Source organism: Clostridium sp. UBA4395, from assembly GCF_002390995.1.
GTDB lineage: Bacteria > Bacillota > Clostridia > Clostridiales > Clostridiaceae > Clostridium_J > Clostridium_J sulfidigenes.
The window spans coordinates 1-14,006 of sequence record NZ_DGRF01000077.1; the positions used below are offsets into that span (position 1 = coordinate 1).

The following is a 14,006-nucleotide window of genomic DNA, read 5'->3' on the forward strand; positions in this document are numbered from 1 at the left end:
TATTTAATTTTGATACAGCCCCATTTTTTTATTTAAAAGCTTAGTAAAATTCTATTTTTAATCATTGTAATTTCCAACAAAGACTTTATCCGATGAATATAAACTTTATTCAATTATTGAGTTTTATTACCAGGTATATAAATTCATATATCTTTTAATAATATTATAAAAGGAGTGATATATGGGTGTTTAGTAGTAAAGAACATATTGAATTTAATTGAGTGTTATTTAAAGAAAATACAGAAAAAAGAATTTTGCTAAAAAAAGCAATTCATATATCTTCTTTTAATGATTAATTTATGAAAAAAACTACAAATTACGACAAAAGAAAATATAAAACCTTGAAGTTGAGGTGTACCAATGGTAATAGAATCAATTATCATTCGTGAATTCATAATACTTTGTTGAAATATAGGGAATTTTACGTAAAAAATAAAGGTAATAATTCGTATAATTGAATAAAATTAAAATTGCAATGTCTTAAGTGGAGGTGGTCAACATTGACATTGTCGTAAAAAGAGTGTACTATAAATATAAATAAAAGTTATGAGGAAATGTGTAGAAATATGCACAAGGAATAACGCAAAGATGAGCCGAGGTTAGAAAGAAAATTTTTAATTTTTGAACTAAAGCAAATTATTTTAAGGGGGATTACTTATGAAGAGTAAAAAAATACTAGCATCATTATTAGCATTATCTATGATAACATCAGTGGCATTAGTTGGGTGTGGTAAAGGTGAAGAAAAGGGTGCAGAAACTGCTACTAATGGAGAAGCAGATGCTGAACAATATTTAAATATGCTTTTACAATCTGAACCAAAAACAATTGATCAATCTAAATCAAGTGATTCATATTCTTCACAAATTCTTGCAAACTGTCAAGAATCATTAACAAGAATTGTACAAGATGAAAATGGCAAAGATAAAATTGAAAAGGGTATAGCTGAAAGCTGGGAAACTTCAGATGATAAATTAACTTGGACATTTAAATTAAGAGATGCTAAATGGAGTGATGGTAAACCAGTTACTGCAGAGCAGTTTGTATATGGAATTACTAGAACTCTAGATCAAAATACTGCATCACCATATGCCTTCCTATTATATCCTATAGCTAACGCTGTAGAATTTAACTCTGGTAAAGCTAAGGCTGAAGACTTAGGTGTTAAAGCTATAGATGAAAAAACTGTTGAGTTTACATTAGCATCACCATGTGCATACTTCCTTGACTTAACATACTTTAAAGTAATGCAACCACAAAGAGAAGATATAGTAAAAGAACACGGTGATAAATATGGTTCAGAAGCTAATAGCATGGTATATTGTGGACCGTTTATGATATCTGAATGGGTACATAATAATAAAGTAGAATTTGTTAAGAATCCTGAATATTGGGATGCTGAAAATGTAAAACTTGATAAAGTTACAATGAAAATAATAAAAGAAGAGTCTGCAAGAATGAATGAGTTACTTAATGGTTCATTAGATATGGCTACAGTAGTTAAACCAGAATGGATAGAAAAATTTGATTCTACTGGTGAATATGAATCTAAAAAAGGATATGATGGTTCGACTACATATACTTTCTTTAACCTTAAAGATAAATTATTCAGTAATGCTAAGGTAAGAAAAGCATTTATAGTAGCAGAAGATAGAGAAAATAAAATCAAGACTTTAAGAAAAGGTCTTGGCGAACCTGCTCTAGGATTTGTACCAAAGTCTGTACAAATAGGTGGAGAAGAATATAGAACAAAAGTAAATGAATTACCAGTTCAAAAATTAATGGATGAAAACACAGATCCAAAAGCATTATTAATAGAAGGTATGAAGGAACTAGGGCTTGGAGAAGATCCATCTAAAATAACTATTAGTTACTTACAATCAGGTACTGATGCAGTAGCTAAAGAGTACGCCGAATTCCAACAACAAGTTTATACAAAAAAACTTGGAATTAATGTTAAAGTTGATTTTGTTGAGTGGGCACAATTCCAAGAAAGAACTGATAATTTTGATTATCAAGTTGCAGGTATGGCATGGACTGGAGACTATAATGACCCTAACACATATTTAGATTTATGGACATCGACAGCTGGAGTTGTACCAACAGGCTGGTCAAATCCTAAGTATGATGAACTTATAACTAAAGCAGGAAAAAGTGATGATCCAAATGAAAGAGCTGAACTTTTCAAAGAAGCTGAAAGAATACTATTATATGAAGATGGTGTTGTAAGTCCAGAAGCTTGGAGATTCAAAAATACTTTTGTAAGAAAGTATGTTAAAAACTACACTGCTCCGTTATTCGGAACAATTGACTTAAAATATACTTATACTACTGGAAGAAAATAGTATTATAATGAAATGCCAAAAAGTGAAGCAAGAAATGAATGCTTCACTTTTTTATGCTTTGTGCTTATAAAAGTGGGATTATAAGAAAAATTTTAAATTAATGCGATACAAAGTTAGGGTAAAGAAGTCAATATTATTTAAAATACTATGATATATATAATGTATATAGGGATTAAATGATAAAATTCGTATTACAAATTTCGAATTTATAGGCAAATAGAACTCGATTAACAAAGAAATAAGTAGAAAAAAGAAAAATAAACAGACTAAAAAAAGTAAAATAAATAAAGGAATAAATTTTAATTTAAAAAAAAATGATATTATCAATCAAAATTAGATATTGTATTAATATTTCGTAAGATATTTGTAATTACATAGGATAATAAGTCGAATTGAGGTAATCTTATAAATATTCAGATAATAGGTATTGCAATAGTGAAAGTGTTAATATATAATAAATTTAAATCAGATGGATATGACATTATATCTATTATATTGATGATTAATGAAGGGGGATTATTCATGAAAAGCAAAAAAATATTAGCTGCTTTACTAGCTGTATCTATGGTAACTTCTGTTGCTTTAGTAGGTTGTGGTAAAGATGACAAAAAAGATGAGGGCAAAGGTGAAGAGACTGCTGCTTCTGGAGATATGGATAAAGAACAGTATCTTAACTTATTATTGAGGGCTGAACCAAAGACAATTGACCAATCAAAATCAAGTGATTTGTATTCATCACAAGTTCTTGCAAACAGCCAAGAGGCTTTAACAAGAATTATTCAAGATGAAACTGGAAAAGATAAAATCATAGAAGGTATAGCTGAAAGTTGGACACCTAACGATGATAAATCAGTTTGGACATTTAAATTAAGAGATGCTAAATGGAGTGATGGAAAAGCAATTACTGCACAAGACTTCGTTTATGGTATCACTAGAACTTTAGATCAAAATACTGCATCACCATATGCATTCTTATTATACCCAATCAAAAATGCTTCAGAATTTAACTCAGGTAAAGCTAAAGCGGAAGATTTAGGTATTAAGGCTGTAGATGATAAAACAATTGAATTTACATTAAATTCACCATGTCCATACTTCTTAGATTTAACATACTTTAAAGTAATGCAACCACAAAGAGAAGATATAATAAAAGAACATGGCGATAAATATGGTTCTGAAGCAAATACAATGGTATATAGTGGACCATTCATAATCTCTGAATGGGTACACAACAATAAGATTGAATTTACTAAAAATCCAGAATACTGGGATGCTGAAAATGTAAAACTTGAAAAAGCTACAATGAAAATTATAAAAGAAGAATCTGCTCAAATGAATGAATTACTTAATGGTTCATTAGATATGGCAGGAGTTTCTAAACCAGAATGGATAGAAAAGTTTGATAAAACTGGTGAGTATGAGTCTAAAAAAGGATATGATGGTTCTACTACTTATACTTTCTTCAACCATAAAGATAAGTTATTTAGTAATGCTAAGGTAAGAAAAGCATTTATGGTAGCTGAAGATAGAGAAAATAAAATTAAAACTTTAAGAAAAGGTCTTGGAGAGCCAGCTATGTCTTTCGTACCTCCTAAAGTACAAATAGGCGGAGAGGATTATAGAGATAAAGTAGGTGATACTCCAGTTAAGGATCTTATAGATGAAAATCCAGATCCAAAGGCTTTATTAATTGAAGGAATGAAAGAATTAGGACTTGGAGATGATCCATCTAAAATAACTATTAACTACTTAGAATCAGGTACTTCAGCTGAAAATAAGGTATGGGCTGAATTCCAACAACGTGTTTATGAAGATAAACTTGGTGTAAAAGTAAAAGTTGATTATGTTGAGTGGGCGCAGTTCCAAGAAAGAACTGATAACTTTGATTATCAAGTAGCAGCTATGGCATGGGGCGGTGACTACAATGATCCTAACACATTCCTTGATTTCTGGGTAACTGGAGCTAACGTTGTAATGACAGGATGGTCAAATCCTAAATACGATAAGCTTATAGCTGATGCAGCAAAAACTGTAGATCCAGCAGAAAGAACAGAATTGTTTAAACAAGCAGAAAGAATTTTATTATATGAAGATGCTGTTATAAGTCCAGAATCTTGGAGATTTAAAAACACATATGTAAGAAAGTATGTTAAGAGTTACAGTGCTCCATTATTTGGAACAGTTGATTTAAAATACACTTACACTTCAGGTAGAAAATAATATAAAATAGTATTATAATGTTTGATACTCCTTAAAGTATTTAGAAATACTTTAAGGAGTATTTTATTAGTTAGTGTAAATTTAAAACTACTTATTGATGGGAGTAAGAAAAACTATAGATTTTATAAAGGATATGAATAAAAAAAAGTCTATGGTAGAAAATATAGTTATTACATTAAAACTATATTTTAATAATGCGGAGGTGGAAGCTTGTGGGTAAGACTCCTATAAAAAAAGTTATAAAATCTAAATTGAAAGCTAATAAAGAATTAACGCCACAGGAGGCTTTAAGAGAGCAAATAAAATATGATATAGTAGAAGAATTAGGTTTGGCTGATAAAGTAAATGAATTTGGATGGAGCAGTTTAACTGCAGAAGAAACGGGGAGAATTGGAGGTATGATGACCAAAAAGAAGAAGGGTTTAAATATTCCTAAGAATGATGAGTTTTTTTAGGTTTATATAATATATAATAATAATCAAGTTTAACTAAGACTTTGTTAAAATAATTAAGATGAATTATATTAATTTAATGAAGAGATATAATTATAGCTTAGTACATGAATAAACATATAGATATGAAATTTGTTACATAGTCATGGAAGAATTCTTAGACAAAATAAAAAAAGTAATGTAAAATAAATAGGTGATTATATAGAAAAGATGGTGAACCTATGGACTGTTATAATGATTTTGCTGATATATACGATGAACTTATTAATGAAGATATCAATTATAGAGGTTGGGCAGATAAAATTATTGAGATTTGCAAGGAATATAATGTTGGAAGAAGAGAGTATTTAGATTTAGCTTGTGGTACAGGGAATTTTACCAAGTTAATTGGGAAAAACTTTATATTTACAACGGCTATAGATTTATCAGAGTATATGTTATCTATTGCTGATGAAAAATTAAAGGCAGAGGGAATTAAAGCTAAGGTTATGTGCCAAGATATATGTACCTTTAATCTTAAAAAGCAGTTTGATTTGATAACTTGTGGATTGGATTCTACTAATTATATAATTGAAGATAAAAAACTTCAATTATATTTTATGTCAGTCAATAAACACTTAAAGGATGATGGTATTTTTATTTTTGACATTAATACAGAGTACAAAATAAAAAATATATTAGGAAATAATAGCTTTAACTATGACAGAGAAGATGTGGTATATATTTGGGAAAATCAATTACAAGAGGATATTGTTGATATGTACTTAACCTTTTTTGTTAAAGAAGGACAAGTGTATCATAGATTTGATGAACATCACAGAGAGAAAGCCTATAGCGAGAGTAAAATAGAAAAGTTTATAAAAGAAGCAAACCTTGTCATAGAAAAAAAACTTAATTGCTATGAAGAAGTTGTCATAGGCGAGAATACAGAAAGAATAACCTATGTTTTGAGTAAGAAAGGATGTTAGAGTAATGAAAGATAAATTAATTAGAGCCACTGCAAAGGATGGCCAAGTAAGAATAATTGCAGCTACTACTACTGAATTAGTGAATGAAGCAACTAAAACTCATGAATGTATGCCAACAGCTTCAGCAGCAGTGGGGAGAATGTTAACTGGTGGGGTTTTAATGGGTGCTATGCTAAAAAATGATACTGATAGTTTAACTATTCAAATAGATGGTGGTGGAGAAGCAAAAGGTGTTACTGTTACTGCCCATCATGATGGAAGTGTTAAAGGATATATAGGAAACCCAAAAGTGGATTTACCTTTAAATGAAAAAGGTAAATTAGAAGTTGGTGGTGCTATAGGTAAAAATGGATATCTAAAAGTAATTAAGGATATGGGGCTTAAAGAACCTTATGTAGGTCAAGTGCCTATATATACAGGAGAAGTGGGCGATGATATAGCGTATTACTTTACGGTATCTGAGCAAACACCATCTGCTGTTGCTTTAGGAGTATTGGTAGATACAGATTTATCTATAAAGGCTGCTGGTGGATTTATTATACAAATGATGCCAGGTGCATCAGAATTCTTAGCAGATATTATAACTTATAGATTGGAAGAAGTTCCATCAGTAACGGCTATGATAGAGAAAGGAATGACTATAGAAGAAATATTAGAATTTATATTTGAAGATATGGATTTGAAAATATATGATGCTTTAGTACCAGCGTATAAATGCGACTGTTCAAGAGAAAGAGTTGAAAGAGTGCTAATTAGTATTGGGAAAGATGATTTACAAGAGATATATGATGATGGCAAGACAGAAGAAATATTGTGCCATTTCTGTAATAAAACATATGATTTTAAACCAGAAGATATTAAAAAAATATTAGAAGCTATTAACTAATTTCTATAATAAATTCTAAAAACCATATTGACAATAAACTAAAAATTTAATATAATAGTCTTTGTTAAGACTTGGAAGATTTATTGATTTTTAAGCTTAGCAAAGATTATTTTTGATAATGGTGTCACAAATTTAAATTTTGGTCGCATAGCTCAGCTGGGAGAGCACCTGCCTTACAAGCAGGGGGTCACAGGTTCGATCCCTGTTGCGACCACCATATGGCCCAGTGGCTCAGTTGGTTAGAGTGCCGGCCTGTCACGCCGGAGGTCGAGGGTTCGAGTCCCTTCTGGGTCGCCAATAAATTCTAAAATTTGTGTCTGGCTCGATAGCTCAGTCGGTAGAGCAGAGGACTGAAAATCCTCGTGTCGCTGGTTCGATTCCTGCTCGAGCCACCATTATTACGCGGGAGTGGCTCAGTGGTAGAGCGTCACCTTGCCAAGGTGAACGTCGCGAGTTCGAATCTCGTCTTCCGCTCCAATATGGCGCTATAGCCAAGTGGTAAGGCAGAGGCCTGCAAAGCCTTTATCCCCAGTTCAAATCTGGGTGGCGCCTCCAAAAAAAGCAAGTAATTTATTTACTTGCTTTTTTATTTTTTTTGTGCATTATATAAATGTGCTTCTTAGAGAGAGGCATTAAAATTAAGTATTAAAAATTCATATTGTAGTATTTTGTATAGATGAGTTACTGAATATCCAAAAAGTATATACTACCTCTATCAATTAATTGAGAGTTGGCTAAAGAAATAGGGGTTATGCCATGTTTATCTAAAAATCTTTTTATTAAATTCCCGTGAGGATATAAATCTAGGTCTCCATAAAAAACTATAGTTTTAGAATCTATCATACCACAAGTTCCTCCAATAAAGCCATAATTCAAATGAGGTAAAAGAATGTCACCTGGTGGAATTAAGAGTACATCATATCCATAGTTATTTAATTCTTTGTAAATACATATATCAGAAGTTATGAAGGCTTTATTAGATAATACTACAGTAGAGCATTTAGTATAACCTTGATTAACATTTATTAAAGTCTTATGATGAATATTTTCTAATAAAGTTTTATCAGTATACCTTATATTATGCATAAAAAAATCAGGCGTGTTTACAGCATTAAGAATAATATCATTAGGATATTTATCAGTTAAAGTACTAGTACTTCTTAATACTGTTAGATTTAGAGATTTTAGAGTTTCTTCAAAGATAGAAGAAGCATCTTTATGAATTATAATATTATTATTGTCTATGAAATGCATAAGAATATCAGGATGACCACATATAGCTGGATATAATGAATTGCAAGATTCGCAAAGGATAACTTTACAATTTAAATTTTCTAAAGCAAATAATTCCTCAAAAGAAATTCTAAAGTCTACAAAAGCATATTTCAAAAATGTCACCACCTTAAGGTTAGTTGTTACTAACTTAAAAATAATATATCATATATGTTATATTATTTGTAGAATAAATTGGATTTAATAAATTGTATATAGTAAAAAATAAAAACACATAATATACATAATATATTAAAGTAAAGTTCTGTATCTATAAAATTCTTAACATGAAGTGGGGTGATTGAATGCTACTGTTGACCATTGTAAATAATAGTTATAAGGATTATGTATTAAATCAAGTTAAGAGTATGAGTGAGTATTTAAGAGAAAAAAAGAAAAGTATAAATTTGAAAATTGAAAATGATGAATTAGATGAATGTATACATATATATTGGGAAGATGGTGATTACACTGAGGATGAAGTTAAGAAATTATTTAACTATTATACAGCTAATATTTTATATGGTGTAATTATTAATGAATTTTTAGAAAAAAGGGTTAATAAACATCTGAATGAAACATATAATTTTCTTAACTATAACGATATAAGTATTGTAAAAAAGGATATATATAAAATTTTAAAAGAAGAAGTACCTATAGATGATACTGTGATATATTATATGAATAAGAAAAATAGTATTTTAGATAGAATTATTAATTGTATAGAAGAAGGTAACGTATTAAATATTAAAGGGTTTATGGACTTTAGATCCAAGGAATTAATGCCACAGATATATGCGATAATAGAAAAAGTGGTAGAAAGTTATATGATAGAAAAGGAGTATAATGAATTTATTAGTCTTTTAAAGTATTTTGTTGAGATACAAGAAAGTAAGGCTGAAAAGGTAGATTTGTATATTGGAAAAAGAGGAGATTCATATATACTCAGAGATGAATTTGGAAATAATATTATGGAAACCCTTTTGAATGAGATTTGCGAAAATAAAAATATAGTAGACGTTAGTCAAGATGATTTAGTTATAAGTGGACTAATAACTATGTGCCCAAAAAAAATAGTAATACATTCTGCTAATAGATGTAAAAATAAGGAGCTAATTAATACTCTAGAGAAGGTTTTTGAAAATAGAATTTATCATTGTAGTGGTTGTAATGAATGTTTAATGTTTAAAGAAATTATAGAAATGCCTATTGACAATAATATAAAGGTGTAGTAAGATTAACTGTGTTAGTGAAAAAGTAAATAACTAATTAACAAGTAGAAACTGCCGTTTCTCACCTTACAGTGCTGCTAGTAAGGTAAAATTTGGTTTACAATAATTGTAATAACAGGACGGCGTTTGCTGTCCTTTTTATTTTATATAAGATAAAAATATGTGGTTTAAAAGCCGGAGGTGAATGTTATCAGTAAAAATAAAGATTTCATGATGAATGAAGAGATAAGAGACAAAGAAGTTAGAGTTATTAACTCAGACGGGGAAGCACTAGGAGTAATTTCTACAAAAGAAGCATTAGAAATTGCATTACAAAAGGAATTAGATTTAGTTGTAGTATCTCCAAATGCAAAACCTATGGTATGCAAAATCATGGATTTTGGTAAGTTTGTTTATGAGCAACAAAAGAAGGAAAAAGAAGCTAAAAAGAAACAAAAAATCACTACTCTTAAAGAGATTAGACTAAGTGCTAGCATAGAAGAGCACGATATTGAGATAAAAGCTAATAATGCTAGAAAGTTCTTATTAGATGAAGACAAAGTTAAAGTTACTGTGAGATTTAGAGGAAGAGAAATTGAAAACTCACAAGTAGGACACAAGATATTAAACCTTTTTGTAAAAAAATTAGGCGATGTTTATGTTATTGAAAAGCCAGCTAGACAAGAAGGAAGAAATATGATAATGATATTAGCTCCAAAAAGAGCATAACCGAGAGGAGGACTTTACAATGCCAAAAATGAAAACACATAGAGGTGCAGCAAAGAGATTTAAAAAGACAGGAACAGGTAAGTTAAAAAGATCTAAAGCTTTTAGACGCCATATATTAACTAAGAAGAGCAGAAAGACTAAGAGAAATCTTAGAAAAACAGGATATGTTTCAACTACTCAAGAAAAAATAATGAAGAAATTACTACCATACTTATAGTAGGAAGTTATCTAGGAGGTAAATATAATGGCAAGAGTAAAAAGAGCGATAAATAGTCGTAAAAAACATAAAAAAGTATTAAAACTTGCAAAAGGATACTACGGTGGAAAAAGCAAGTTATTTAAAACAGCTAATGAATCAGTAATAAGAGCATTAAGAAATGCTTATGTTGGAAGAAAATTAAAGAAAAGAGATTTCAGAAAACTATGGATAGCTAGAATAAATGCAGCTGCTAGAATGAATGATCTTTCTTATTCAAAATTCATGAATGGAATGAAGCTTGCTGGAATTGAAATAAACAGAAAAATGCTTTCTGAAATAGCAATCAACGATCCAAAAGCATTTGCTGAATTAGTAGAAGTTGCTAAGAAGCATCTATAAGATTAATTAAATATAAAAAATAAAAGCCAGAGGATGACTATGTCATGTCTCTGGATTTTGTTAGACTAAATTTTAATGTACATAATTATTTGTTATTTTTATATAAGAAATAAAGATAATAAATAAAGGGATATATATAGTATAGAAATGTAGCCATGGCTACATTTTTATACTATATATATTTTAATAAGGAAATGGGGAAACTATATATAAATATATAATCGTGATAAATTTTTTAAAAAGTTTGAGGTGTTATCTATGCAGTTAAGATTAAGGGATATTCTAAGACGTAAAAATTTTACTCCCGTTCAAATAATAGCTATGGGATTTGCAACTATAATATTTACAGGTGCCCTATTATTAAGCTTACCTATTGCTACTATAAAAGGTGTAGGAACTCCATTTATAGATTGTATTTTCACATCAACTTCTGCAGTTTGTGTGACAGGATTAGTTACTGTAGATACTGGTACTTATTGGAGTTATTTTGGAAAAACAGTAATACTTATTTTGATACAAATTGGTGGTCTTGGATTTATGTCTTTTGCTACACTTTTATCATTAATTATTGGTAAAAAAATAACTTTAAAAGAAAGATTAATTATAAGGGAATCATTAAATTCAACATCTCTTCAAGGAATAGTAAAATTAGCTAGATATATATTAGTATTTACTTTTTCAATAGAATTTATAGGAGCTTTACTGCTTTCCTTTGAATTTATACCTGAGTTTGGAATTATTAAAGGTATATATTATAGTATATTTCATGCAGTTTCTGCATTTTGTAATGCTGGATTTGATCTTATGGGAAATTACGGTAGCTTAACTGCCTATAGTGATAATGCTTTGATAATACTTACTATATCTTCTTTAATAGTAATTGGTGGACTAGGTTTCTATGCATGGAATGATATATTTAATTATAGACGTACTAAAAGATTAACACTTCAGACTAAACTAGTAATAGCTGTGAGTGCAGGATTGATTTTGTTTGGATTTATAATGTTTCTTGTATTTGAACTTTCTAATCCAGATACTTTAAAACCTATGGGGATTAAAGAAAAAGTGCTGTCAGCATTCTTTGCATCGGTTTCACCAAGAACAGCAGGATTTAATTCTATAGATTTGACAAAGATGACTATGGCATCTACATTTTTATCCATAATGTTGATGTTTATTGGTGGTTCACCAGGATCAACGGCTGGGGGAATAAAAACTTCTACCGCGGGCGTGCTTTTTATGACAATACTATCAGTTATAAATGGAAGAGAAGATACAGAGTTATTTAAAAGAAAAATAAATAAAGAAACTGTATATAAGGCTTTAGCAGTAGTAGTAATAGCACTGGCGTTAGTGTTTACTACAACCATATTATTATCTATTACAGAAAGAGCATCAGGTGCTCCCTTTGAACATTATTTATTTGAAGCTACTTCAGCCTTTGGAACTGTTGGGTTAACATTAGGATTAACTCAAGAGCTTACTGCTATAGGCAAGGCTATAGTAGCACTAACTATGTATGCGGGTAGAGTTGGGCCACTTACATTAGTTGTAGCAATTTCTATAAGAAAAAGTAAAAGAGGAAATTCTATTAAGTATCCAGAAGATAAAATCTTAGTTGGATAAAGGGGGATATATTAATGAGTAAAAAACAATTTATAGTTATTGGTTTAGGTAGATTTGGAACTTCAGTAGCAGAGACTTTATATGCACTTGGTAATGATGTATTAGCTGTAGATATAGATGAAGAAGCTGTTCAAAACATTGCAGAAAGAGTTACTCATGCTGTTCAAGTAGATGCAAATGATGAGGTTAGCCTAAGAGCTCTTGGAATTGGTAATTTTGATGTGGCTATAATTAGTATTGGTTCTGATATTCAAGCTAATATTCTATCTACTCTTTTAGTTAAAGAAATGAATGTTAAGCATATTATAACTAAGGCTAATAATGCATTGCATGCAAAAGTTTTATATAAAATAGGTGCCAATAGAGTTATATTCCCAGAGAGAGATATGGGAATTAGAGTTGCTCATAACCTTTGTTCTTCTAACATACTTGATTATATAGAGTTATCACCAGACTTTAGCATTGCAGAAATTGTTACCCCAAAGGAATGGGAAGGTCACTCTCTAAAAGAGCTAGATTTAAGAGTGAGGTACAGTGTAAATGTGGTAGCTATTAAAAGAGATGATAACATAGAGGTATCTCCATCTGCAGATGAGGTTATACAGGAAGGCGATATAATAGTAGCCATAGGAGGAACTGCTGAGCTAAACGGAATTGAAAGTTTAGTTAGATAAGGAGATTTATAAGTGCAGGTTATAAAAAGTAAGGATAATAATACATTAAAAGAAATTAAAAAATTAAAAGAAAAAAAATATAGAGTTGAAAATAAGAAGTTTATTGTAGAAGGATTTAGATTTCTAGAAGAAGGTTTTAAATCAGATTTTATTATAGATAAACTTTTTATAAAGGAAAGCTCAGTTGATAAATTTAAAGAAAAATTTTCTTTTTATATTAATAAATATGAAGAAAAATTATTTATTATAAATGACAGTCTATTTAAAAATATTTCAGGTACAGAAAATTCTCAAGGAGTTTTAGCTGTACTTCAAATGAAAGAGGAAAATTTTAATAAAGAAGAAGGACTGTATATTTTAGCTGACAAGATACAAGATCCAGGCAATTTAGGAACTATAATAAGAACAGCTCATAGTGCTGGTTGTAGGGGAGTTATTTTAAGTAAAGATACAGTAGACTTATACAATGAAAAAACCTTAAGAGCTACTATGGGTTCCATATTTAATATTCCTATAATCCATGATGAAAATCTAGTTTTCACAAAAAGATTAATTAGTGAAGGGTATAATTTAGTATGCAGTTCCCTTGACACAGAAAAAAACTTTTATGAAGTTAATCTAGTAGATAATGCAATAATAGCTGTAGGTAATGAAGGTAATGGCATTAGTGATGAAGTTATGAATTTAGCTACCTTTAAGGTTAAAATTCCTATGCTAGGAAATACAGAATCCTTAAATGTTGCTATAGCTGCATCTATTATGATATATGAAGGTGTAAGACAAAAGTTAAATAAAAAGTATTAATACTTGAAATTTTTATATATTATATGTATAATGTTTCTATCAAGTTAGGATTTAAATGTTATTTAAGTAAAATAGTATCCAAACTGGTTTAGTAAAATAAAATATTTATACAATGACGAAGAGAGTAGATATATATATTTATATAAGGGATGAAGAGCCAAAGACTGAAAGCTGTTCTTATAGGATTATATCGAAGTTCACTTCTGAGTACTAATTATGAAGT

Annotated in this window: 14 protein-coding genes, 5 tRNA genes and 2 other annotated features (1 of these 21 running past the window's edge); of the genes, 18 read left to right on the forward strand and 1 reads right to left on the reverse strand. The window is 29.6% G+C overall.

Features of this window, described 5'->3' with window-relative positions; all coding sequences use genetic code 11:
• The first annotated feature begins 657 nt into the window (after positions 1 to 657).
• The 11 genes from B2694_RS13825 to B2694_RS13875 all read left to right on the forward strand — a co-directional run bounded on the left by B2694_RS13825 (position 658) and on the right by B2694_RS13875 (position 7,424).
• A complete protein-coding gene (locus B2694_RS13825; RefSeq protein WP_346886250.1) occupies positions 658 to 2,343 on the forward strand; it encodes a peptide ABC transporter substrate-binding protein in 1,686 nt (561 codons plus the stop codon).
• Between the two features lie 522 nt (positions 2,344 to 2,865).
• Positions 2,866 to 4,563, forward strand: coding sequence for a peptide ABC transporter substrate-binding protein (locus B2694_RS13830; protein WP_346886251.1), 1,698 nt, complete (start codon positions 2,866 to 2,868; stop codon positions 4,561 to 4,563).
• Positions 4,564 to 4,660: 97 nt separating this feature from the next.
• The gene (locus B2694_RS13835) at positions 4,661 to 4,783 is read left to right on the forward strand and encodes a hypothetical protein (RefSeq protein WP_346886252.1); all 123 of its coding nucleotides are present in this window, start codon (positions 4,661 to 4,663) and stop codon (positions 4,781 to 4,783) included.
• Positions 4,776 to 5,018, forward strand: coding sequence for a small, acid-soluble spore protein, alpha/beta type (locus B2694_RS13840; RefSeq protein ID WP_035135812.1), 243 nt, complete (start codon positions 4,776 to 4,778; stop codon positions 5,016 to 5,018). Before B2694_RS13835 ends, B2694_RS13840 begins: the two co-directional genes overlap by 8 nt.
• Positions 5,019 to 5,236: 218 nt before the next feature.
• Positions 5,237 to 5,983: a class I SAM-dependent methyltransferase gene (locus B2694_RS13845; protein ID WP_346886253.1), complete on the forward strand. Its 747-nt coding sequence runs from the start codon at positions 5,237 to 5,239 to the stop codon at positions 5,981 to 5,983.
• A gap of 4 nt (positions 5,984 to 5,987) precedes the next feature.
• The gene (hslO, locus tag B2694_RS13850) at positions 5,988 to 6,869 is read left to right on the forward strand and encodes an Hsp33 family molecular chaperone HslO (RefSeq protein ID WP_346886254.1); all 882 of its coding nucleotides are present in this window, start codon (positions 5,988 to 5,990) and stop codon (positions 6,867 to 6,869) included.
• 141 nt (positions 6,870 to 7,010) lie between these two features.
• Positions 7,011 to 7,086, forward strand: a tRNA-Val gene (locus B2694_RS13855).
• Positions 7,087 to 7,089: 3 nt separating this feature from the next.
• A tRNA-Asp gene (locus B2694_RS13860) sits at positions 7,090 to 7,166 on the forward strand.
• Between the two features lie 22 nt (positions 7,167 to 7,188).
• Positions 7,189 to 7,264: transfer RNA gene (locus B2694_RS13865), tRNA-Phe, on the forward strand.
• Between the two features lie 7 nt (positions 7,265 to 7,271).
• Positions 7,272 to 7,346 (forward strand) — tRNA-Gly (locus B2694_RS13870).
• Between the two features lie 4 nt (positions 7,347 to 7,350).
• Positions 7,351 to 7,424 (forward strand) — tRNA-Cys (locus tag B2694_RS13875).
• A 126-nt stretch (positions 7,425 to 7,550) separates the two neighbouring features.
• On the opposite strand, the gene B2694_RS13880 is transcribed toward B2694_RS13875, so the two are convergent.
• A complete protein-coding gene (locus B2694_RS13880; protein ID WP_346886255.1) occupies positions 7,551 to 8,258 on the reverse strand; it encodes a DUF6873 family GME fold protein in 708 nt (235 codons plus the stop codon).
• 188 nt (positions 8,259 to 8,446) lie between these two features.
• On the opposite strand from B2694_RS13880, the gene ytxC reads away from it, so the two are divergent.
• The 7 genes from ytxC (at position 8,447) to B2694_RS13915 (ending at position 13,783) form a co-directional block, all read left to right on the forward strand.
• A complete protein-coding gene (gene ytxC, locus B2694_RS13885) occupies positions 8,447 to 9,373 on the forward strand; it encodes a putative sporulation protein YtxC (protein WP_346848591.1) in 927 nt (308 codons plus the stop codon).
• 36 nt (positions 9,374 to 9,409) lie between these two features.
• Positions 9,410 to 9,520: a sequence feature (ribosomal protein L20 leader region), on the forward strand.
• A gap of 33 nt (positions 9,521 to 9,553) precedes the next feature.
• Complete coding sequence (gene infC, locus B2694_RS13890) at positions 9,554 to 10,081, forward strand: translation initiation factor IF-3 (protein WP_346886256.1); 528 nt, start codon at positions 9,554 to 9,556, stop codon at positions 10,079 to 10,081.
• A gap of 19 nt (positions 10,082 to 10,100) precedes the next feature.
• Positions 10,101 to 10,298: a 50S ribosomal protein L35 gene (gene rpmI, locus B2694_RS13895; protein WP_035135823.1), complete on the forward strand. Its 198-nt coding sequence runs from the start codon at positions 10,101 to 10,103 to the stop codon at positions 10,296 to 10,298.
• 27 nt (positions 10,299 to 10,325) lie between these two features.
• Positions 10,326 to 10,679, forward strand: a complete 354-nt coding sequence (gene rplT, locus B2694_RS13900) for a 50S ribosomal protein L20 (protein ID WP_346886257.1) — start codon at positions 10,326 to 10,328, stop codon at positions 10,677 to 10,679.
• 258 nt (positions 10,680 to 10,937) lie between these two features.
• A complete protein-coding gene (locus tag B2694_RS13905) occupies positions 10,938 to 12,305 on the forward strand; it encodes a TrkH family potassium uptake protein (protein ID WP_346886258.1) in 1,368 nt (455 codons plus the stop codon).
• 14 nt (positions 12,306 to 12,319) lie between these two features.
• Positions 12,320 to 12,979, forward strand: coding sequence for a TrkA family potassium uptake protein (locus tag B2694_RS13910; protein ID WP_346848593.1), 660 nt, complete (start codon positions 12,320 to 12,322; stop codon positions 12,977 to 12,979).
• Positions 12,980 to 12,991: 12 nt separating this feature from the next.
• Positions 12,992 to 13,783: an RNA methyltransferase gene (locus tag B2694_RS13915; protein ID WP_346877765.1), complete on the forward strand. Its 792-nt coding sequence runs from the start codon at positions 12,992 to 12,994 to the stop codon at positions 13,781 to 13,783.
• Between the two features lie 103 nt (positions 13,784 to 13,886).
• Positions 13,887 to 14,006 (forward strand) — a binding site (T-box leader) (it continues 95 nt past the right edge of the window).

Excerpts from the sequence above, each read along its gene's own strand:
- B2694_RS13835 (WP_346886252.1), top strand. The coding sequence starts at position 4,661 with ATGGGAGTAAGAAAAACTATAGATTTTATAAAGGATATGAATAAAAAA.
- ytxC (WP_346848591.1), top strand. The coding sequence starts at position 8,447 with ATGCTACTGTTGACCATTGTAAATAATAGTTATAAGGATTATGTATTA.
- B2694_RS13905 (WP_346886258.1), top strand. The coding sequence starts at position 10,938 with ATGCAGTTAAGATTAAGGGATATTCTAAGACGTAAAAATTTTACTCCC.
- hslO (WP_346886254.1), top strand. The coding sequence starts at position 5,988 with ATGAAAGATAAATTAATTAGAGCCACTGCAAAGGATGGCCAAGTAAGA.
- B2694_RS13845 (WP_346886253.1), top strand. The coding sequence starts at position 5,237 with ATGGACTGTTATAATGATTTTGCTGATATATACGATGAACTTATTAAT.
- B2694_RS13825 (WP_346886250.1), top strand. The coding sequence starts at position 658 with ATGAAGAGTAAAAAAATACTAGCATCATTATTAGCATTATCTATGATA.
- B2694_RS13830 (WP_346886251.1), top strand. The coding sequence starts at position 2,866 with ATGAAAAGCAAAAAAATATTAGCTGCTTTACTAGCTGTATCTATGGTA.
- rpmI (WP_035135823.1), top strand. The coding sequence starts at position 10,101 with ATGCCAAAAATGAAAACACATAGAGGTGCAGCAAAGAGATTTAAAAAG.
- rplT (WP_346886257.1), top strand. The coding sequence starts at position 10,326 with ATGGCAAGAGTAAAAAGAGCGATAAATAGTCGTAAAAAACATAAAAAA.
- B2694_RS13910 (WP_346848593.1), top strand. The coding sequence starts at position 12,320 with ATGAGTAAAAAACAATTTATAGTTATTGGTTTAGGTAGATTTGGAACT.